The sequence below is a fragment of the Mesorhizobium sp. M7A.F.Ca.MR.245.00.0.0 genome (assembly GCF_003997415.1).
In the GTDB taxonomy this organism is placed as follows: domain Bacteria; phylum Pseudomonadota; class Alphaproteobacteria; order Rhizobiales; family Rhizobiaceae; genus Mesorhizobium.
On record NZ_RZTE01000029.1, the window covers coordinates 18142 to 37174 of the forward strand.

The window sequence follows — 19033 nt, forward strand, 5'->3', positions numbered from 1 at the left end:
AGACCGGAATTATTCCTTCGGCGGCTCTGCGGGAACCGGCGCACTGCCGAGTCCGCTGATGCTGCGCGCCCTGATGCGCGGCTTGAAGGCCCTGCCCGGCTCGGCTTGACGCCGCAGCACCGGGTGCACGATCGGCTCCTTCGCCTTGAACGCGTAGGCTTTGATCAGCGCGAAATAGTTAGGATAGGCATAGCCATTGTTCATCCGCAGCCATTCCTCACGGCGGTCGCGAAACAGCTTGGGCAGCTTGTACCAGGCCACGGTCGGGGTCTTGTGATGGACGAAGTGCAGATTGTTGTTGAGGAACAGGAACGACAGCGGCGAGCGCTCGACGATCACCGTGCGGCCTTCCGGATGTTCCGACCATTGATGCTCGGCGAAAGTACGGATCGAGATCAGCGACTGGCCGAGCCAGACCGGCACCAGAATGTAAAGCCACAGCGGGATGCCGAAGCCGAACTGCACGATCGGCATCACGACGGCAAGGCCGATCGCATGCAGCAGCCAGGCCTTGCGGATCGCCTTGTCACCGGCGATCACCTGCTTGGCATCGTCGATGAAGAAGCCGACGCAGGACAGCCACGGGCCAAGCACGAAGCGGCCGGCCATGGTGTTGTTGATCTTGAGTAGGAATTTCATCGTCGGCGGCAGTTCGTCGTGCTGCCAGAGCGCCTGATAATAGCTTTCCGGATCGTCCAGCGGGTCCGTCAGCCGCTCGTCGGCGTGGTGGCGCAGATGAATGGTCTTGAAGCGGCGGAATGGCCAGACCAGACCGATCGGCAGGAACACGAAGGCTTCATTGACCCGCGCGTTGCGTGTCGGATGACCGTGCAGCACTTCGTGCATGATCGACGATTGCAATGCGGCGGTCAAAGCCAGGATGGCGAGCGCCAGGACGGGGTAGGATGGCCAGAGCAGGAAACCGGTGGCGAGCCAAGTTGCGTAGCAGAAGAAGGCGAGTACCACGGTCGGCCACTCTATGGCCGGTGCGCTGTGTCGCCTGATGCTCTTGCTCGTCATGCTATCGACCACTGCCCCTCAGTCGCCGGAGCCCCAATTGGCTCCTGACAACATTGTGTCAGGAGAAGTGATTCCACTCAACGAGACAAAGTACACAAACTGTTGCGATTGCGCATTTTTGACCGCACATGTTACACATTGTAAACAGGCTTAGGGATTCATTTACGCCTGAGGTGCGCTCGGAAGCGATTCGGCGCAAATTTTTCCTCAATCGAGGTTGAGCACGCACATGGACAAGCGCGACCTGTCGACGATCTTCCGCGAGCGCCTGAAAACACTCTTGACACGCTCCGACCTCAACCAGTCGGCCTTCGCGACCGCGGTCGGCATCGACCGTTCGGCGCTGTCGCAGCTGCTGTCGGGCGCCTCGACGCGCCTGCCCCGAGCGGAAACGCTGCTCAACATCGCCGCCGAGTTCAAGGTGTCGCTCGATTGGCTTCTCGGCCTCAGCCAGGACGAGGGTCTCACCGGCGAAATCCGCGAGAGCCTGGAGATAGAAGAGGCACCGGACGGCTTCGACCGCACGCTGCTGGCCAAATGGCATGCCGAGGCGGCCGGCACCAAGATCCGCTACGTACCGGCCGGCATTCCCGACCTTCTGCGCACCGAAGCATTGGTCGACTACGAAGCCGGCATCACCAACAAGAGCCGCCTCGCCCAGGCCGGCGAAACGCAATACCGCATCGACTACAACAGGCGGCCGGAAACCGACATGGAAGTCTGCATGCCGCGCCATACGCTGGAGATTTTCGCCCGCGGCCTGGGTGTCTGGGACCGTTTCCCGGAAGCCGACCGCCGCGCCCAATTGCTGCACATGGCGACGCTGCTCGACGACCTCTACCCCACCTTCCGGCTGTTTCTCTATGACGGGCGGATGCGCTATTCGATCCCCTACACCATCTTCGGCCCCTATCGCGCCGCCATTTATGTCGGCGACATGTATCTGGTGCTCAACGCCACCCAGCCGATCCAGACGCTGATCCAGCATTTCGACAATCTGATCCGCGCCGCCGACATCAACGCGCACGAGGCGTCCGGCTTCGCGCACAGGCTGGCCGGCATGTCGTTCCCAACAGGCACTGTCTGATCTCTGGCAATCATGGTCCTCTGGTGGAGCCTCGTCCCGACCACGCCATTTCCATTTTTGAAGGACAGTTCATGCCCGATCCGCGCCGCATCGTCGTTCCTCCCCAGTCGGGCCGCGCCATCCGCGTCTCTCGAGGCGACCTCATCCGCATCATCGATCCCAAAGGACAGCAGGTTTCCGATCTCTGGGCTTTCAGCACCGACCCGGCGCTTGACTGGCTGAGCACCTCGCAGACCCGTGACATCACCGAGCGGCTTTTTCCCGCAATCGGCGACAGTTTCTTCAGTGCCGCCGCCAAGCCGATGCTGACGCTGGTCGAAGATGGCTCGCCGGGTCCGCACGACATGCTTTACCCCGCTTGCGACAGCGCGCTTTATGAGCGCGCCGGATTTCCCAATCATCCGAACTGCCGGGACAATCTGATGCAGGCGCTGGCCACAGAGGGCATATCGCTGCCTTTCGCCCCCGATCCGGTCGATCTCTTTCAGAACTCCTTGCCGGAACCCGACGGTCGGCTGGTGGTTTCCGCGTCGATCAACCCGCCGGGCGGCTATGTGACGTTGCGCGCCGAACAGGACCTCCTGCTGGTGGTCACCGCTTGCTCGGTTGACTACTATCCAACCAATGGCGGGGTCTGCACCGAAATCCACGTCGAGGTCACCTCGACACGGTGAGGAAACGCCTCCGATCCGGTGTCGGCATCGCTCCAAAATCGTTGACTACACATAAAGACTTCTTTATATCCTTATTCGACTTCGAAACATGAAAGCCAATCCGATGACGACCACGAACCCGATCGACGCTCTGCTGGCTGAAAAGGGCGTGCTGCTGGCCGATGGCGCCACCGGCACAAACCTGTTCGCCATGGGGCTGGAGGCGGGCGAGGCGCCAGAGCTGCTCAATGAGACGGCGCCCGACACCATCACCAGCCTGCATCAGAATTTCGTCGATGCCGGCGCCGACATCATCCTCACCAACTCGTTCGGCGGCACCCGTCACCGCTTGAAGCTGCACCATGCGCAGGATCGCGTGCACGCGTTGAACAAACGCGCCGCTGAGCTTGCGCGTGCGGTCGCCGGCAAGGCCGGCCGCAAGGTCATCGTCGCCGGCTCGGTCGGCCCGACCGGCGAATTGCTGGTGCCGCTGGGCGCCATGACCTATGACGAGGCGGTCGACGCCTTCGCCGAGCAGATCGAAGGCCTCAAGGAAGGCGGCGCCGAAGTCGCCTGGATCGAGACGATGTCGGCTCCAGACGAGATCCGCGCCGCCGCCGAGGCTGCCATCCGCGTCGGCCTGCCCTACACCTACACCGGTTCCTTCGACACCGCCGGCCGCACCATGATGGGCCTGCTGCCCAGGGATATTCACGGCGTCACCGACGGGCTTTCGCAGGCGCCGCTCGGCGTCGGCGCCAATTGCGGTGTCGGCGCGTCCGACATCCTGGCCTCGCTGCTCGACATGACCGAGGCGAAGCCGGAAGCGACGGTGATCGTCAAGGGCAATTGCGGCATTCCCGAATTCCGCGGCACCGAAATCCATTATTCCGGCACGCCCGAACTGATGGCCGATTATGTGCGCCTCGCCGTCGATGGCGGCGCCAAGATTATCGGCGGCTGCTGCGGCACCTCGTTCCAGCACCTTGCCGCCATGCGCAAGGCGCTCGACGCGCACACCAAGTCGGATCGTCCAACGGTTGCGGCGATCGTCGAGCGCATTGGTCCGATGCGCAACAAGGTCGCGACGGAAAACACCGCCGAGACCAGCGAAGCCCGGCGCGAGCGCCGCCGCAGCCGGGCCTGACCTCATCGATTTCGGTTATTCGCTGTTGTCGGCGTAGCTCGACTGCGCCGACTTGAAGTCGACCACATTGTCGCCGCGCATCGTCATCAGCGCGCCTGAAGCGCTGGGGTCGGTGATCTGTTCCAGCATGATGCGGAAGCGGTCGTTGGTCAGCGCCGACAGGGCGGTGTGGCGCGCCTGTGCGACATCGTCACTGATACGCCTGGATTCCGATGATGGGGCCGATGAAACCGCCGAGGCGTCTGGCGCTGGGGGTATCGAGTTGGCGATAGTCCTGATCTGCAATTTCGGCTCCCTCAAGCCCAGTACACCTGTCCTGCGTAACAAGGAGGGGGTTGCGATCCCGTACCGGAAATGCGGCGCAATTTAACGACCCGGAAAACGCTCCGAAAAAAGGCCGGCAAGGGAAGGAATCCCTCGCCGGCCTGCCTCACCCGCCCGCGGTCGGTTTCCCCTGTCAGAACGATCCCATCTGAAAGAAACCGGCCGTCATCACCACTACCGATTACCACCCAGCGCCGAGGCAAGGCGCACAAGCGAGAGGAACTCGGACCTGTACCCAAACGGGTCGGCTCCTCGAGCGGCAGTGGCGATCTCCATGATCTTGTCGTAACCGAACTTCGCGGTCGCATCCTCGTCGCGCAGCTTCTGGCCGAAGGCGGCGACCGCGACGGAGAAGCGCTGGTCGGTGCTGGCCTGGTCGAAGGACGAGATCTCGTTGGCCGAGGTCACCGGCGTGGTGATCAGCTTCGAGACGTCTTCATTCGGCAGCTTGTAGCGGATCTTGACGAAGGCATATTCGTCCGCATTGGCGACGCCGCCATTGTCCACCGACGCCTGGCCATAACGCAGTTGGTCGATCTGCTCGCCACCACTGCCCTTGGGCGTGATCTCGTAGATCGCGGTGACCGAGTGGCCCGAACCGATATCGCCGGCATCGACGCGGTCATTGTTGAAATCCTCGCGGTTCAAGGCGCGGGTCTCGTAGCCGATCAGGCGATATTCCGAGACCTTGTTCGGGTTGAACTCGACCTGGATCTTGACGTCCTTTGCGATGGTGAACAACGTCGACGAGGCATCCTCGACCAGCACCTTTTCAGCCTCGGCCAGCGTATCGATATAGGCGGCGGTGCCGTTGCCGTTCTGGGCAATGGTTTGCATCATCTGGTCGTTCAGATTGCCGCGGCCGAAGCCGAACACCGACAGGAAAACGCCGGTCTTGCGCTCGCTTTCGATCAGCCGCTTGAGGTCGTCGTCATCGGTCTGGCCGACATTGAAGTCGCCGTCGGTAGCAAGCATCACGCGGTTGACGCCGTCCTTGACGAAGGATTTTTGCGCCAGCCTGTAGGCTTCCTTGATGCCCGCCTCGCCGGCCGTGCTGCCACCGGGCGTCAGATTGTCGATGGCACTGAGGATCTTGTCCTTTTCGGACGCCTTGGTCGGCTCCAGGACTGTGCCGGCGTCACCGGCATAGGTGACGATCGAGATGGTGTCGTCCGCCTTCAGCTTGCTGACCAGCAGCCGGAAAGCCGACTTGAGCAGCGGCAGCTTGTCCGGCTCGTCCATCGAGCCCGAGACATCGATCAGGAAGACCAGATTGGCCTTCGGCTGCTCGGTCGGCTTGACGTCAAAACCCTTGATGGCGACATGCATCAGCCTGGTCTGCGTGTTCCACGGCGTCGGCATGACGCTGACGGTCGAGTTGAACGGTGTCGAGGCCGACTCCGGACCCTTCCAGTCATAGGGGAAGTAGTTGATCATCTCCTCGACGCGAACAGTATCGGCCTGCGGCAGGGTGCCCTGCTTCAGCGAGCCGCGCACGAAGGAATAGGAGGCAGTGTCGACGTCGATCGAGAAGGTCGAGACCGGATCCTCGAGTGCCGCATGCACCGGATTGGTCTTGAAATCCTCGATGCGGTCGCGGTTTTCCGGTTGCGGCTGCATCTGGTCGGCCGGCAAGATCGACGGCTGCTGCGGCGCCATCAGCTTGGATTCGGCCGGCATGCGGGCTCGCGAGGTGCTGGGTACACTTGCAGCGCCATCCAGCGCGAATTCACCTGTCGGTGCCGGTGGCGCAGGCTCGGCCAGCACACCGCGCTCCAGCGCATTTTGTTGTGCCGCGCCGCCAGCAACGGTCGATTCGGATTTCTGCGGCGAGGCCGGCGCCACAAGCGCATCGGTCGCGCCGCGGCTTTCCACATCCGCGTCTGCCTTCTTGTCCTTCTCCAACTCGCCGCGAGCCGGCTTCGGTTCGGCGGTCGTCGGCTTCACCGTCGCTGGCTTATCGGCCAGCGTCTCGGTGATTTTCTCGTCGCCGCCGAATTTGGGCGGCTGTTCCCTCAGCAGATGGAAGGTGGCGTATCCGGCGATCGGCAGGGCGACGAGCCCGGCAAGGGCCGGCGTGGCAATGAGTTTCTTTTGCATGATCTCGCTCCAGAGCTTTTGTGCTCGCTCTGTGAGACGAAGCCCGCCAATCGATCCTTGGGTGACAGCAGAAATATTTTCCTGATCATAGGCGCGCAGGGCGGCCTCGAAGGCACGTGCCTTGGCGTCCTGGGCGGGCGCCGGCGCCGCTATATCGCGCAGTCTGTTGAGTTCGTTGTCGTCGACCATGGTCACACTTCCCCGGCCGCGCGCATCAGCGTCTTCAGCCGTTTCTTCGCTTCATGGATGTGCCAGGAAACCGTCGTCTCCGACATCGCCATCGCCTCGGCGGCGGCCGCATGGCTCAGGCCCTCGCCATAGACCAAAAGCACGGCGTCGCGCTGCTTGTCCGGCAATCGCCGGACGGCTGCCCACAGCGCTTCGGCAGGGTCTTCCGGTTCGACCGACGCCTCGCCCGAGATCAGTGCATGGACGCCATAGGCCTCGGTCTTGACGGTCTCGCGGGCGGACTTTCGCATCATGTCGCGCGCGGCGTTCAGGGTCACGGAATAGAGCCATGTGGTGAAAGCGCCGCCGCCGCGATAGTCGCGGATCGCCTTGCCGAGCCTGACGCAGACTTCCTGGGCGATGTCTTCGGCATCGGCCTTCCTGCCGCACCAGCGATAGGCAGCGCGATAGACGAAGTCATAGTGCCTTTCCAGCAATGTGCTGAAGGCCCCCCTGTCTCCGCCCTTCGCCCGCCCGATCAGTTCGGCGTCGGAGGCTTCGCTTTCATCCAGCATCATCGCCATCATTTGCCTGTTGGACGAAGGCTAATGGCTAATCCTTGGGGCAATGGAAAGATTTTTTTGGAAACCGCCGGATCGTGACCGCCGGCACCCCGCTTGACACATCCATATCTCGGCGGTTATACGTCAATCAATAGCCACCGGGTTATCGATCCAAAATGAACAACGCTCACGATGTCCTCTTCAGAACACTCTCCGATCCGACGCGTCGTGCGATCTTCGAGCGCCTGTGCCGGCAAGGCGAGCAGACGGTCGGCGCCCTGACGGCTCAGTCGGGGGTCTCCCAACCTGCGGTGTCGAAGCATCTCGGCGTACTCAGGCAGGCCGGGCTGGTGCGCAACCGCCATCAAGGACGGCAGACCCATTATAGCGCCCAGCTCGCAGCACTTTCCCCGCTGACCGACTGGACGAACCAGATGAATGCATTCTGGCAGAGCCGGTTCGACGACCTCGAAAATTTGCTCAAAAGAATGGATCAATGACCAACATCGCGACCGAAACGCGCTCCGTCGTCGTCGAACGTGAGATCCCCTATCCGCCGGAGAAAATCTGGCGCGCGCTGACCCAACCGCATCTGATCGAGGAATGGCTGATGAAGAACGACTTCAAGCCAGTCGTGGACCACCGTTTCAATCTGCGAAAGGAACCGCAACCCGACGTGAGCATTGTTGTCGACTGCCAGGTAACAGCCGTCGAGCTGAACAAGACACTGTCCTACACGTGGCAGGCCTATGGCCTCGAGAGTGTCGTCACCTGGACTCTCATGCCGACCAGCACGGGAACCCTGTTGCGTATGGAACAGTCCGGCTTCCGGCCGGATCAGGAGCAGGCGTATCGGGGCGCGACGAGTGGGTGGCGGCAGTACTTTACAAATCTGGGTCAGGTCCTGGCGCGGATGGATTGAACCCGCCGACATGCGGATCACGGGTCCGCTTCGGCTTGTTTTGACAGGAGGAGCTATTGGACAGGAACAAGTGGGTTCGGCAAATTCATCGCTGGCTGTCGATCATTTTTACGCTGACCGTCGTCGCCAATTTTGTCACCATGGCATTCGGCCAGCCTCCCGCCTGGGTGGTCTATTCGCCGCTCCTGCCGCTCTTCCTGCTGCTGTTCAGCGGCCTGTACATGTTCGTGCTGCCCTATGCCGCCAGGGGCCGCGGCGCGCAGCGTGCCGGCGGATAGGAGTGGGTAGAATGACCAAGACGCAGGGTCAGTCGACCAAAGCGGCACCGGTCCTGCTCTCGGGCGGCAACCCGCAAATCGCCAAGGGCGACGGCGACGCTCCGGTGCAGGCCTACATCGCTGCAATGCCGGGCTGGAAGCGTGGCCTCGGCGAGCGGCTCGACGCGCTCATCGAACACAACGTGCCCGACGTGCGCAAGGCCGTGCGCTGGAACTCGCCCTTCTACGGCGTCGAGGGCCAAGGCTGGTTCGTGAGTTTCCATGTCTTCACCCACTATTTGAAAGTGACCTTCTTCAGCGGCACGTCGTTGCGGCCGATTCCGCCTGGCGGCACGGCCAAGAGCAAGGATGTGCGCTGGATCGACATCCGCGAAGACGATCCGTTCGATGAGGCGAGGATGGTGGAATGGATCAAGCAGGCCGCGGCCCTGCCCGGCTGGATCCCGTAATGACCGACTATGACAGAGGAAAAAGAGCAATGAAGATCAAGCTGACCAGCGTGTATGTGGACAACCAGGAAAACGCACTGCGCTTCTACACCGACGTGCTGGGCTTCACCAAAAAGGCCGATTTCAGCAATGGGCCTTATCGTTGGCTGACCGTGGCCTCGGCTGAAGAGCCTGATGGAACCGAACTGCAGCTCGCGCTCAACGACAACCCGGCCGCCAAGTCCTATCAGGAAGCCATCTTCCAGCAGGGTCAGCCCGCGGTCATGTTCTTCACCGACGACGTCAAGGGCGACTACGAGCGCATCAAGGCGAAGGGTGGCGCGTTTATCAAACCGCCGACCGAGGTGACCGGCTCGACCATCGCCCAGTTGAACGACAGCTGCGGCAACCTCATTCAGATCACCCAGCTGGCGCGCTGGTAACGGGCGACGGTGAAACGCGTCGAGGCACAGGAGACACCCAATGAACCCATCCGAACAGATCGACCAACTGATCGCCGGCCTCACCGATTGGCGCGGCGATACGCTCGGCGGCATCCGCAAGACCATCCTTGCAGCCGACCCGGACATCGTCGAGGAGTGGAAGTGGATGGGCAGCCCGGTATGGTGCCTCGACGGGAACATCGTGGTCGGCAACGCCCACAAGGACAAGGTGAAGCTGACCTTTTCCCATGGCGCCAGCCTGCCGGACCCCGACAATCTGTTCAACAATGGTTTTGGCGGCAAGGTGTGGCGGGCAATCGACATGTTCGAGGGCGACAGGCTCAATGAGGGCGCTTTAAAAGAGCTCGTCCGTGCGGCCATCGATTACAACCACGCCAAAAAGAAGAAGAAAGCGGCTGCCGGGGCGAAGCCACGGACGCAAGTCTAGGCCGCCTGGCCTGCCACCCAGCCCGACGACCATGCCCACTGGAAATTATAGCCACCCAGCCAACCCGTGACATCGACGACTTCGCCGATGAAAAACAGGCCCGGCACGGACTTCGCCTGCATCGTCTTCTGGTCCAGCCCGTTGGTGTCGACCCCACCCAGCGTCACTTCGGCGGTCCGGTAGCCCTCTGAGCCGGCAGGCTTGATGCGCCAGTCATTGACTGCGGCAGCTATGGTTTTCATCTGGGCGTCGGAAAGATCAGCAAGGTTGCCGTCGATCCCTGTGCGCTCGGCGATCGACTGCGCAAGCCGCTTCGGCAGATGATTTGCCAGCACCGTCTGTGCCGCTTGCCGCCCATTGCTTCGCTTGGCCACCCGAATGAGGTCCGCCACGTCAACTCCCGGCAGCATGGCGATGCGGATTTCATCGCCCTCGCGCCAATAGGATGAGATCTGCAGGATGGATGGCCCGCTGACGCCGCGATGCGTGAACAGCATCGCTTCGGAGAACCGCGTCTTGCCGCAGGCGACTTCCGCGTCGACGGCGTTGCCGGCCAGCGGCGCTAGCCGCTCAAGCGTGTTTGCGTCGAAGGTCAGCGGCACCAGCGCAGGCCGCGTTTCGACGATGGCAAGGCCGAACCGATCGGCAAGCTCGTAGCCGAAGCCGGTCGCGCCCATCTTTGGGATCGACTTGCCGCCGCAGGCCACGACCAGCGACTGGCAAGTAACCAAGCCTGTGGAGAGGGTGAGCGCAAACCCCTCCACGGTTTTGCGGACATCCTCAACACTGGCCGAGAGCGCCAGCTCCACGCCCCTGCCCTGCATTTCCGAGACCAGCATGTCGATGATCTGGCGCGCCGAGCCGTCGCAGAACAGCTGCCCAAGCGTCTTCTCGTGATAGGCAATGCGTTGGCGTTCGACGAGGGCGATGAAATCGCGCTGCGTGTAGCGACTGAGCGCCGAAATGCAGAAATGCGGATTGCCCGACAGAAAATTCTTCGGGCTGGCATGGATGTTGGTGAAATTGCACCGGCCGCCGCCGGAGATGCGGATCTTCTCGCCAGGCGCCGCCGCATGATCGAGGATCAGCACCGAACGGCCGCGCTTGGCCGCCTCCACGGCGCACATCATTCCGGCGGCACCCGCGCCGATGATCACGACATCATAAGATTGCATCAGGCTATTCGTTCCCGCTCGACCCACTCATTTGGGGCGCGCCACTTGCGCTGCCTGGTATCACTTTGGCCCGATAGTTTTCTAGCTATCCCGTCCCAGCAGCCTGGTGATCTGGGGGGTGACGATTATGGTGAACAGCCCGGGATCGCTGAAAGCCCTCGCGGACAGCATTGCCCCGTGAACCGATGCCATCAGCATCTGGGCCTCCTCCTCCGGCCGGTTGTTCAAGCGGAACAAGTCCTGTTCCATTCCAGCCCGCAGCACCGACGTAAGCCATCCCGCGAGATTTTGGAAATGGGCACGAACGCGTGACGCCACCTCTTCCGGCAGCATCTGCATCTCGCCGGCGAGCATCGCGCAGACGCAGAACGACGGCGAGGCATCGCGAATGCATGTCCGCCAATAGTTCAGATAGGACTGCAGTTGTTCAGCAGGGCTTGAGAGTTCTCCCCGGAGAGACTCCAAACCCACTTCGGCCTGCCGCCTGTAACGATCCACCAGCACCGAAACCAGCTCGGCCTTCGTCGGAAAATGATGGTGGATACTCGCCTTCCTGATGCCGATGGCAGCCGAGATATCGGCATAGCTGAACCCGTTGTAGCCTCCCGCGACGATGAGAGACTGCGCGACATCGAGAATCTTTTCTGAAGTCGAAGCCATTGATTTCATATCGCCGCCTACCTTCTGGTAGGCGAACTGTCAAGGTTGCATCGTTCCCGATTCTCACAGGGAGGTGTTCCGGACATTGGGTTGACTTAGGGGTTTTGTCTACCTACTAATAGGTAGATAGCAACAAGGAATCTGCCGATGCAAAACCAATCTTTCACCCGGTCCGGATGGCTACGATCCTATTATTTCGCACGCGCCATATTTTCTATCGCCTGGGTTGCTGCCGCCATTCTATTCAACGGGCAACCCGGTCCCACCGCGTTTCTGCTCGTGATCTACCCGGCATGGGACGCTCTCGCCAATCTGGTTGACGCCAGGGTAAATGGCGGCCTGAAGGCCAACTCGTCCCAGGCTTTGAATGTCGTGGTCAGCACGATAACGGCGCTCGCCGTCATCGTGGCGGTTAACAACAGCATGTATGCCGTTCTGGCCGTGTTTGGGGTTTGGGCGATCCTCTCGGGTCTACTGCAGCTGAATACGGGAGCAAGGCGTTGGCGCTACCATGGCGCACAATGGCCGATGATCCTGAGTGGTGCGCAGTCGGCCCTCGCCGGCGGCTTCATGATCAGCCGATCCCTCGGCACGGCTGCGCCGACGATTCTGGACATCGCCCCTTATGCCGGGTTCGGCGCGTTTTACTTTCTGCTTTCCGCAATTTGGCTTGTCGTAGCAGCCTATCGCAAGGCAAACGCCTAGGCGCAGCCTGATCCGGCGGCGGCAAGGTGAACAGTCATCTGCCGCCGTCGAAAGGGCAAGCATCGCTCACTCTTCGGCGCATCGGCTGCCGTTCTGGTTCAAAGACGCGTAGCGTCCTGCTCAGAGTCGACCTGTGTGCGATCAGTGCGCAGTGACTCCTGCCTTAAATCAGCGTCTCTGCGAACAGCGTCGTCAATCGCTTCCAGTGGCGTTCGGCACCCGCGGCGTTGAAAACGCTATGATCGGGCACGCACCAGCCATGCGCCATCCCGGCATAGTTCTCGATGACATGATCGACTTCCGCAACCCTGAGCGCCTCGGCCAGCCGCGCCGACTGTTCCGGCGGGAAACTCCTGTCGACACCCGACATGCCGACATAGACGCGCGCCTTGATGGAGGCTGCCTTGCGATGCGGGCTGTCGGCGGCGTCGCTGGCCAGATTGCCGCCATGGAAGCTTGCGGCCGCCCTTATCCTGTCGGGATAGTTAGCGGCGGCGTTCAACGCCCGGCCGCCACCCATGCAATATCCCACCGTGCCAATCGGCCCGGTGATGCCCTCGGCAGCAAGCGCGTCGAGGAACGCACCGCTGTCGCTAATGGTCATCTCCTGTGTCGTGCCGGTGACCAGCGCCATCAGCGGGATTTTGGTCTTTTCCTCGGCGAAGGCGGTCTTGGCGTCGAACGGCCCGTAGGGCGCATTGCGGTAGAATAGGTCGGGCACCAGCACCGCATAGCCTTCATTCGCGAGCCGCTCGGCCATACCGTCGAGCGCCGGCCGCGGACCGAAGGCGTCCTGATAGAGAATGACGCCGGCCTTGGCAGGAGATGCGTTTGCCGAGTGGAAAAGCCCGGCATTGGCAACACCATCCCTGGTCTTGATCTGAAGGTCGTGTTTCGTCATCGCCCGCTCCGTTCGACTGATGCGCGATACATATCCGCGCAAGGCCATACGGCAAGGCATTCCCGGGGCGTGGCAGTCAACATTTCGTGCAGGATTGCGGACGCTATTGCTCGCCCTCGCGCACGGTCCGCGCGCCGACATGCAGCGCACGGCCGGCACCAAGCCCCATGATGGCTACGCCAAGCCCGAGCGCGACGAACAGGAACGCCGTTCCCGAAAAACTGCCGGTCCAGTCGCGGATCAGGCCCACCAGCAGCGGGCCGAATGCCGCCAGCACATAGCCGACGCCTTGCGCCATGCCTGAAAGATGCGCGGCGACATGCGAATCCGGCGAACGCAGCACGATCAAGCTCATGGCAGCAGCGATCAGGCCACCCTGCCCGATGCCTTGCAGGATTGCCCAGAACAGCACCGTCGAGGTCGGCGCAAAGAGAATGCCGAGCAGCGCGATCACCGCGGTGGCAACGAGCGCCACATTGATGCCGCGCTGGTCCTTCAACCGCATCGCGAAGGACGGCACGGCAAGGCACGTGATGACCTGCGCCATCACTGACACCGAAACCATGGCGCCAGCGGTGGCCGCATCGAAGCCACGCTCGCGCAGGATCGGCGCCAGCCAGCCGAAGATGCAATAGGCGAGCGCCGACTGCAGCCCCATGAACAGCGTCACCTGCCAGGCAAGGCGATCGCGCCAAAGCCCGACGACGCGAAAGCCTTGATGGCTCACTTGCCGCCGGCTGCCCAGCGCCTGCGGAATCCAGATCAGCAACACAATCAGGGTCGGCACCGCCCAGGCAGCAAGTGCTCCGGACCATGAACCGGTGACAAAATGCTCGATCGGCAGCGTGAAGCCCGCGGCGGCAGCCGAACCGGCGCAGAGCGCCATGGTGTAGAGCCCGGTCATGACGGCGGCCCTGTCGGCGAAATCGCGCTTCACCAGGCCTGGCAGCAGCACATTGCCGATGGCAATGGCGCCGCCTGCCAGGAAGGTCGCGACAAACAGCAGGGGAACCGTACCGAACCAGCGCAGGCCGGTTCCCAGCACCAGCAAGGCGAGCGCCCCGAGCAAGGTGCGCTCGGCTCCATAGCGCTGCGCAAGCCTTGGCGCGAAGGGCGCGAACAGGCCGAGGCACAGGACGGGCAGCGTCGTCAGCAGGCTGGCGCCCGTCGTCGACAGCCCGGTTGCCTGCATCACCTCGGGCAACAGCACCGACAGGCTCGAAAACAGCGGCCGCAGACTGAAGGCGATCAGCACAAGGCTCGCGCCAAGCACAATGCGCGCCGCACGGCTGCGCAGTTCAGGCGGCTGCGGCACGGGCAGGCTGTCGGCCTCGGCATCGATGAGTTCCAGACCGTCCATGACCTCGGCCTTCGGGTCAGGCTGACGAAAACTCTGGTTCATTGCGAAAGCAGTCTTTCAAGTTGGGCAAGCACCGGCGCCATGAAAGCTCGGACGGCGGCAACGGCCCGCTCGGGATCGCTCGCGGCAATGGCTTCGACGATTGCCGCATGCGCCTGGTGGTCCGGTTCGGGCAGATCGCCGTCGATGGTGGCATGGATAGTCTCGGTAATCGCGGCGGTGAAGAAGTCGTAGAGCTCCATCATCGCCCTGTTGCCGGACGCCGCGACGACGGATTTGTGGAAAGCGAGATCGCGGTGGGTGAAGGATTCGCTTCCGCCTTCGGCGACAGTGCCGCGCGCGGCAAGCAATTGCCGCATCCGCTCGAGGTCGGCTGGCGTGTGGCGCAAGGCAGCGAGCCGTGCGGCCTCGAGGTCCAGCGCTGCCCGCGCCTCCCACTGATCGCGCAGGCCGCTGCGCTTGACCCGGTCGAGCGAGGCAGAAGTATCGACGGCAGAGCGCACATAGGTGCCCGAGCCTTGGCGCGTATCCAGCAATCCCTGCGAGACCAGCACCCGCACCGCCTCGCGCACCGTGCCGCGGCTGACCGACAGAAGGTCGGTCAGAGCTGCCTCGTTGGGGATACGCTCGCCGACACCCCAGCGGCCGCTGACGATTTCAGCCCGCAGGCTCTCGGTGGCGCTGTCGGTGAGATTGGTTCGGATAGCAGGTTGCATCAGCCTATTCATCAAGTCATCAGATGACTTGATGAATAGGCTTGCGTCTAACTGCCGTCAAGATGCTCGAAGCCAACGAGCACCGCAATGGGAATGGATCAGTTGGTGGCTCGTGCGAAGCTCGCCATGTGGAAGGCCTGAACCTCCGGCGGATAGCGATACTCCGTGCCATAGGGGCACGAATTGCGGTCAAGGCAGCCGCCGCGGCGGCAGGGTCCCCCATTCGCCCCCCGCACATGCGCCAGGCAGGATTGATAAGCAAATCCTTGCGCGGAATAGGCGTCGACCGGGCAGGATTTCAGGCAGGGTTTCTCGACGCAGGTATCGCAAAGGTGAGGCGCCGCTTCGCCGGCTTGAATCGGAAGCTCGTCCTCGAACAGCAGCGCACCGCGATAGGCATGCCATAGCCCGTATTGCGGATGCATGAGGATGCCGAGCGGCGACGGCTTCAGTCCCTCCGCCCGCATCGCCCATTGCTGGAACGGCAGATAGGGCTTGTCCGACGGAGAAATCGCCCGTGCGCCAAAATCCTGCGCCACCGCGCCGATCACCTCACGCGACCAGGTGTCGAGCGGATTGGCGATTTGCTCCGGCTGGCTCTCGCGCCAGCGCAGGAAATGCGGCCAGGGCGCGGCTCCCGCCTGCCCCACCAAAAGGGCTGATTTGGCGGCAGCGCCTGACAGGCCTGAGGGTGACTCTTCGCCTGTGTTGAAAATGACCCCGCCGCGCAGGATAAGGCCATTGGCGGCAAGCGCGGCCGCTATTTCGTCAACCGTACGGCGTGCAGGGTTCATCCCTTCATGCCCGGGCAGACTGTCACGCCTCGATCCTCGGGAACGGAATGACCCCCTTCTTCTCGAGCGTCGCCCGCAAATTATCAGCGTAGCGATGCGCAAAAGCCTCTCGCTCGCTTTTGGGCCGCGCAAAGTAACGGTCATAAAGTGTTGAGTAGTCCTCGCCTTGGTCGGACGGCATTTCCACTTTTTCAAGCCAATCACGCCAGTGGCCGATCTCATGCAGGAGCGTGCGATAGAGCTGCGTGGCTCGCACAGCGTCGAGCGATGGGGAAACGAGATGTTTCTTTCCAACCCGGCTGACGTCGTGACCGTCCAAACGAAGCCTGTCCAATTCTGCCGCATCCTCGGAGTCCAGCGACGTGGGCCAATCGATGATGTCGCCGACACCACAAGCTTCCAAAAATATGGCCGGACCACTTTTCACGATGGAGGATCCACGGAAACCAAGGTTGGCATCATAAAACATCCGCCCCCAGACCGGTCCGAGTAGCCGCGCTTTTCGCGTCGGTTGGGGCAAGACAAATGTTTCCAGTCCGGCCAGTCAGCGAGGGGAACATGAGAGAGAACGAAAACAACATCTTCGACCGTGCAGGCGTGACTGCACCTGCCACTCGTCTTTTCGACAATGAGCGTTACGTCTCTGCCATTCACTGTCCTGTGCAGCGTTTGGCTCGGATCGAGCTGCGCCACACACCATCTGGTGGAGTTCCATGGTCGGGGAATGACCATGCGGTTGTTTTGACCATGGCCCTGCTTGGGCGTGCCGATGTTCCGATTTCGCCTGGTTGGATTGAAAGGCATTGGCACCGTCCCCACCGCTTGTCTTCACCCGCGACGCGCAGTCATCCCTTCTTGTCCGGATCGGAGAACGCGCTCCGCCAGACTTCCTTGTGGATGATGTTGGCGACTTTAGCCCCGCCTGATTCGGGCTCCTTTCAAGTGAAGGCGTCGGGCATCGACCCCTTCTTCTTGGCGATGAAGTCCTTCAACGCTTCGTCGATGCTCGGATCGAGATGCGGCGCCTCGTAGCTTTCCAGCCAGCGGCGGGCGAGTTCGTTGGCGCGCTGCGGCGCAGTCTTCTCACCTTCGGCCAGCCACTGCTCGTAGGAATTGTTGTCGGCGATGTTGGAGCGATAGAAGGCGGTCTGGAAATTGGCCTGGGTGTGGTCGCAGCCGAGATAGTGGCTGCCGGGGCCGACCTGGCGGATGGCGTCCATCGCCTGGCCGTTTTCCGACAGGTCGACGCCCTCTGAGAATTTCTGCGTCATGCCGAGCTGATCGATGTCCATCATGAATTTCTCGTAGCAGGACGCCAACCCGCCCTCGAGCCAGCCGGCCGAATGCAGCACGAAATTGGTGCCGGCCAGGATGGTCGAGTTCAGCGTGTTGGCGCTTTCATAGGCCGCCTGAGCATCCGGAACCTTCGACGCGCAGAGCGAGCCGCCGGTGCGGAACGGCAGGCCGAGGCGGCGGGCCAGCTGTGCGGCGCCATAAGACACCAGCGACGGCTCCGGCGTGCCGAAGGTCGGGGCTCCCGACTGCATCGAGATCGACGAAGCGAAGGTGCCGAACAGCACCGGCGCGCCCGGCCGGATCAGCTGCGTGAACGAGGCGCCGGCCAGCACTTCGGCCAGGACCTGCGTCAGCGTGCCGGCCACCGTCACCGGGCTCATCGCGCCGGCAAGGATGAACGGCGTGACGATGCAGGCCTGGTTGTGGCGCGCATAGACTTTCAGCGCGCCGAGCATGGTCTCGTCGAACACCATCGGCGAGTTGGCGTTGATCAGGCTGGTCAGCACCGTGTTGTTCTCGACGAAATCGTCACCGAACACGATCTTGGCCATGGCGACGGTGTCTTCGGCGCGCTCCGGCGCGGTCACCGAACCCATGAACGGCTTGTCGGAATATTTGATGTGGCTGTAGATCATGTCGAGATGGCGCTTGTTGACCGGCACGTCGACGGGCTCACACACCGTGCCGCCCGAATGGTGGATCGACGGCGCCATATAGGCGAGCTTCACGAAATTCTGGAAATCCTCGATCGTCGCATAACGCCTGACGCCATCGAGGTCACGCACGAAGGGCGGACCGTAGACCGGCGCAAAAACGGTGGCATTGCCGCCGATCTGCACCGAGCGCTCGGAATTGCGCGCATGTTGGGTGTAGACGGACGGCGCGGTCTTGAGCAGCGAACGGCACAGACCCTTCGGAAAGTGCACGCGCTCGCCCTTGACGTCGGCGCCGGCCTCTTTCCACAGTTGCAGCGCTTCCGCGTCATCACGGAAGATGATGCCGATTTCCTCGAGCACCGTGTCGGTGTTCTTCTCGATCAGCGCCAGGCCTTCCTCGTCCAGCACCTCGTAAACGTTGATCTTGCGTTTGATGTAGGTGAGCTGCGTACCTGGGCCACCGCCCGAACGTGCTGCCCGCCGGGCTGCTGCCCCGCCACTGGCGCCACGTCCACGTCGCGCGTTTGACGCTTCCTGATCGACTGCCGCGTGTTCGCTCATGGTGGTTCTTCCCTGAAACTGTTCTTGTCTGGAATCCATAGCGGCTGCCTCGCCGCTTCTTGCCAGATCGTAGCCATGCACCCTATTCGAAACGGCCCGCCAGCGCCAACGCCTGTCGCAAAATCGACAAGAATTCCAAGAGAGTTACGGTCGCTTTCCTTTTGCGGGAAGTCGCAAATCAGCTATGGATACATGCCCTCAGCGGGTTAGGTATGAACGCGAAGATGTGTGCCTTGCGACATGGTCGCGATGCCGGCAGGAGCTCGATACAAATGTCCGACGACGAGATCATCCTTTCCGAACTTTCCGACGACGAGTTGGTGCAGCAGATGCACGACGATCTCTATGACGGGCTGAAGGAAGAGATCGAGGAAGGCACCAACATCCTGCTCGAGCGCGGCTGGGTGCCCTACAAGGTGCTGACGGAAGCGCTGGTCGAAGGCATGCGCATCGTCGGCGAGGATTTCCGCGACGGCATCCTGTTCGTTCCCGAAGTGCTGCTGTCGGCCAATGCGATGAAGGCCGGCATGTTCATCCTGCGTCCGCTGCTCGCCGCCACCGGCGCGCCGAAGCAGGGCAAGATGGTCATCGGCACCGTCAAGGGCGACATCCACGACATCGGCAAGAA

The 19033-nt window shown here is 62.1% G+C and carries 22 protein-coding genes and 1 pseudogene; 11 read left to right on the forward strand and 12 right to left on the reverse strand.

What is annotated here, in order from left to right; all coding sequences use genetic code 11:
* Positions 1–9: 9 nt before the first annotated feature.
* On the reverse strand, positions 10–1020 hold the full coding sequence (locus EOB80_RS24360; RefSeq protein WP_164762703.1) for a fatty acid desaturase: 1011 nt from the start codon (positions 1018–1020) through the stop codon (positions 10–12).
* A gap of 229 nt (positions 1021–1249) precedes the next feature.
* Between EOB80_RS24360 and EOB80_RS24365 the strand changes: the two genes are divergently transcribed.
* The 3 genes from EOB80_RS24365 to bmt all read left to right on the forward strand — a co-directional run bounded on the left by EOB80_RS24365 (position 1250) and on the right by bmt (position 3907).
* Entirely contained in the window at positions 1250–2107 is an 858-nt protein-coding gene (locus EOB80_RS24365; protein ID WP_127330267.1) for a helix-turn-helix transcriptional regulator, read from the forward strand.
* 71 nt (positions 2108–2178) lie between these two features.
* Complete coding sequence (locus EOB80_RS24370) at positions 2179–2781, forward strand: urea carboxylase-associated family protein (RefSeq protein ID WP_127330269.1); 603 nt, start codon at positions 2179–2181, stop codon at positions 2779–2781.
* A gap of 103 nt (positions 2782–2884) precedes the next feature.
* Positions 2885–3907 (forward strand): betaine--homocysteine S-methyltransferase, encoded by a 1023-nt coding sequence (gene bmt / locus EOB80_RS24375; RefSeq protein WP_164762704.1) that lies wholly within the window; start codon positions 2885–2887, stop codon positions 3905–3907.
* A 15-nt stretch (positions 3908–3922) separates the two neighbouring features.
* On the opposite strand, the gene EOB80_RS34605 is transcribed toward bmt, so the two are convergent.
* The 3 genes from EOB80_RS34605 to EOB80_RS24390 form a co-directional block, all read right to left on the reverse strand.
* Positions 3923–4192 carry a hypothetical protein gene (locus EOB80_RS34605; RefSeq protein ID WP_023812294.1) on the reverse strand — a complete coding sequence of 90 codons (270 nt, stop codon included), beginning with the start codon at positions 4190–4192 and terminating at the stop codon, positions 3923–3925.
* 213 nt (positions 4193–4405) lie between these two features.
* On the reverse strand, positions 4406–6520 hold the full coding sequence (locus EOB80_RS24385; protein ID WP_127330273.1) for a VWA domain-containing protein: 2115 nt from the start codon (positions 6518–6520) through the stop codon (positions 4406–4408).
* Between the two features lie 2 nt (positions 6521–6522).
* A complete protein-coding gene (locus EOB80_RS24390; RefSeq protein ID WP_127330275.1) occupies positions 6523–7083 on the reverse strand; it encodes an RNA polymerase sigma factor in 561 nt (186 codons plus the stop codon).
* Between the two features lie 155 nt (positions 7084–7238).
* Here EOB80_RS24390 and EOB80_RS24395 point away from each other — a divergent pair, with 155 nt between their 5' ends.
* Genes EOB80_RS24395 through EOB80_RS24420 form a run of 6 tightly spaced genes read left to right on the forward strand, consistent with a single transcriptional unit; the run spans position 7239 to position 9581 of the window.
* Positions 7239–7562, forward strand: coding sequence for a metalloregulator ArsR/SmtB family transcription factor (locus tag EOB80_RS24395; protein WP_127330277.1), 324 nt, complete (start codon positions 7239–7241; stop codon positions 7560–7562).
* A complete protein-coding gene (locus EOB80_RS24400; RefSeq protein WP_127330279.1) occupies positions 7559–7984 on the forward strand; it encodes an SRPBCC domain-containing protein in 426 nt (141 codons plus the stop codon). The genes EOB80_RS24395 and EOB80_RS24400 overlap by 4 nt, the downstream gene beginning before the upstream one ends.
* Positions 7985–8040: 56 nt before the next feature.
* On the forward strand, positions 8041–8262 hold the full coding sequence (locus tag EOB80_RS24405; RefSeq protein WP_127330281.1) for a hypothetical protein: 222 nt from the start codon (positions 8041–8043) through the stop codon (positions 8260–8262).
* An 11-nt stretch (positions 8263–8273) separates the two neighbouring features.
* Complete coding sequence (locus EOB80_RS24410) at positions 8274–8711, forward strand: DUF1801 domain-containing protein (protein ID WP_127267743.1); 438 nt, start codon at positions 8274–8276, stop codon at positions 8709–8711.
* A complete protein-coding gene (locus EOB80_RS24415; RefSeq protein WP_281058087.1) occupies positions 8711–9133 on the forward strand; it encodes a VOC family protein in 423 nt (140 codons plus the stop codon). The genes EOB80_RS24410 and EOB80_RS24415 overlap by 1 nt, the downstream gene beginning before the upstream one ends.
* Before the next feature lie 40 nt (positions 9134–9173).
* Positions 9174–9581 carry a DUF1801 domain-containing protein gene (locus EOB80_RS24420; protein ID WP_127317941.1) on the forward strand — a complete coding sequence of 136 codons (408 nt, stop codon included), beginning with the start codon at positions 9174–9176 and terminating at the stop codon, positions 9579–9581.
* Here EOB80_RS24420 and EOB80_RS24425 read toward each other — a convergent pair.
* Both EOB80_RS24425 and EOB80_RS24430 read right to left on the reverse strand, forming a co-directional pair.
* Positions 9578–10756, reverse strand: coding sequence for an NAD(P)/FAD-dependent oxidoreductase (locus EOB80_RS24425; RefSeq protein WP_127330283.1), 1179 nt, complete (start codon positions 10754–10756; stop codon positions 9578–9580). The two genes, EOB80_RS24420 and EOB80_RS24425, sit on opposite strands and share 4 nt — an antisense overlap.
* Before the next feature lie 81 nt (positions 10757–10837).
* A complete protein-coding gene (locus tag EOB80_RS24430) occupies positions 10838–11425 on the reverse strand; it encodes a TetR/AcrR family transcriptional regulator (protein ID WP_127330285.1) in 588 nt (195 codons plus the stop codon).
* A gap of 138 nt (positions 11426–11563) precedes the next feature.
* On the opposite strand from EOB80_RS24430, the gene EOB80_RS24435 reads away from it, so the two are divergent.
* Positions 11564–12121 (forward strand): DUF308 domain-containing protein, encoded by a 558-nt coding sequence (locus EOB80_RS24435; protein WP_127330287.1) that lies wholly within the window; start codon positions 11564–11566, stop codon positions 12119–12121.
* 163 nt (positions 12122–12284) lie between these two features.
* Here EOB80_RS24435 and EOB80_RS24440 read toward each other — a convergent pair whose 3' ends face one another.
* From EOB80_RS24440 to EOB80_RS24465, 6 genes are all read right to left on the reverse strand, one after another.
* Positions 12285–13022: a dienelactone hydrolase family protein gene (locus EOB80_RS24440; RefSeq protein ID WP_127330289.1), complete on the reverse strand. Its 738-nt coding sequence runs from the start codon at positions 13020–13022 to the stop codon at positions 12285–12287.
* Between the two features lie 103 nt (positions 13023–13125).
* Complete coding sequence (locus tag EOB80_RS24445; RefSeq protein WP_127330291.1) at positions 13126–14424, reverse strand: MFS transporter; 1299 nt, start codon at positions 14422–14424, stop codon at positions 13126–13128.
* Positions 14421–15098, reverse strand: coding sequence for a FadR/GntR family transcriptional regulator (locus EOB80_RS24450; RefSeq protein WP_127330293.1), 678 nt, complete (start codon positions 15096–15098; stop codon positions 14421–14423). Before EOB80_RS24450 ends, EOB80_RS24445 begins: the two co-directional genes overlap by 4 nt.
* 98 nt (positions 15099–15196) lie before the next feature.
* Entirely contained in the window at positions 15197–15892 is a 696-nt protein-coding gene (locus tag EOB80_RS24455) for a 4Fe-4S dicluster domain-containing protein (RefSeq protein ID WP_127330295.1), read from the reverse strand.
* 22 nt (positions 15893–15914) lie between these two features.
* The gene (locus EOB80_RS24460; protein WP_127330297.1) at positions 15915–16361 is read right to left on the reverse strand and encodes a hypothetical protein; all 447 of its coding nucleotides are present in this window, start codon (positions 16359–16361) and stop codon (positions 15915–15917) included.
* A 469-nt stretch (positions 16362–16830) separates the two neighbouring features.
* Entirely contained in the window at positions 16831–18405 is a 1575-nt protein-coding gene (locus EOB80_RS24465) for a trimethylamine methyltransferase family protein (RefSeq protein WP_024501311.1), read from the reverse strand.
* Between the two features lie 272 nt (positions 18406–18677).
* Between EOB80_RS24465 and EOB80_RS35495 the strand changes: the two are divergent.
* A pseudogene (locus tag EOB80_RS35495) lies at positions 18678–19033 on the forward strand (B12-binding domain-containing protein); the annotation flags it as partial.

Excerpts from the sequence above, each read along its gene's own strand:
- EOB80_RS24360 (WP_164762703.1), bottom strand. The coding sequence starts at position 1,020 with ATGACGAGCAAGAGCATCAGGCGACACAGCGCACCGGCCATAGAGTGG.
- EOB80_RS24365 (WP_127330267.1), top strand. The coding sequence starts at position 1,250 with ATGGACAAGCGCGACCTGTCGACGATCTTCCGCGAGCGCCTGAAAACA.
- EOB80_RS24370 (WP_127330269.1), top strand. The coding sequence starts at position 2,179 with ATGCCCGATCCGCGCCGCATCGTCGTTCCTCCCCAGTCGGGCCGCGCC.
- bmt (WP_164762704.1), top strand. The coding sequence starts at position 2,885 with ATGACGACCACGAACCCGATCGACGCTCTGCTGGCTGAAAAGGGCGTG.
- EOB80_RS24385 (WP_127330273.1), bottom strand. The coding sequence starts at position 6,520 with ATGGTCGACGACAACGAACTCAACAGACTGCGCGATATAGCGGCGCCG.
- EOB80_RS24390 (WP_127330275.1), bottom strand. The coding sequence starts at position 7,083 with ATGGCGATGATGCTGGATGAAAGCGAAGCCTCCGACGCCGAACTGATC.
- EOB80_RS24395 (WP_127330277.1), top strand. The coding sequence starts at position 7,239 with ATGAACAACGCTCACGATGTCCTCTTCAGAACACTCTCCGATCCGACG.
- EOB80_RS24400 (WP_127330279.1), top strand. The coding sequence starts at position 7,559 with ATGACCAACATCGCGACCGAAACGCGCTCCGTCGTCGTCGAACGTGAG.
- EOB80_RS24410 (WP_127267743.1), top strand. The coding sequence starts at position 8,274 with ATGACCAAGACGCAGGGTCAGTCGACCAAAGCGGCACCGGTCCTGCTC.
- EOB80_RS24415 (WP_281058087.1), top strand. The coding sequence starts at position 8,711 with ATGACCGACTATGACAGAGGAAAAAGAGCAATGAAGATCAAGCTGACC.
- EOB80_RS24420 (WP_127317941.1), top strand. The coding sequence starts at position 9,174 with ATGAACCCATCCGAACAGATCGACCAACTGATCGCCGGCCTCACCGAT.
- EOB80_RS24425 (WP_127330283.1), bottom strand. The coding sequence starts at position 10,756 with ATGCAATCTTATGATGTCGTGATCATCGGCGCGGGTGCCGCCGGAATG.
- EOB80_RS24430 (WP_127330285.1), bottom strand. The coding sequence starts at position 11,425 with ATGAAATCAATGGCTTCGACTTCAGAAAAGATTCTCGATGTCGCGCAG.
- EOB80_RS24435 (WP_127330287.1), top strand. The coding sequence starts at position 11,564 with ATGCAAAACCAATCTTTCACCCGGTCCGGATGGCTACGATCCTATTAT.
- EOB80_RS24440 (WP_127330289.1), bottom strand. The coding sequence starts at position 13,022 with ATGACGAAACACGACCTTCAGATCAAGACCAGGGATGGTGTTGCCAAT.
- EOB80_RS24445 (WP_127330291.1), bottom strand. The coding sequence starts at position 14,424 with ATGAACCAGAGTTTTCGTCAGCCTGACCCGAAGGCCGAGGTCATGGAC.
- EOB80_RS24450 (WP_127330293.1), bottom strand. The coding sequence starts at position 15,098 with ATGCAACCTGCTATCCGAACCAATCTCACCGACAGCGCCACCGAGAGC.
- EOB80_RS24455 (WP_127330295.1), bottom strand. The coding sequence starts at position 15,892 with ATGAACCCTGCACGCCGTACGGTTGACGAAATAGCGGCCGCGCTTGCC.
- EOB80_RS24460 (WP_127330297.1), bottom strand. The coding sequence starts at position 16,361 with ATGTTTTATGATGCCAACCTTGGTTTCCGTGGATCCTCCATCGTGAAA.
- EOB80_RS24465 (WP_024501311.1), bottom strand. The coding sequence starts at position 18,405 with ATGAGCGAACACGCGGCAGTCGATCAGGAAGCGTCAAACGCGCGACGT.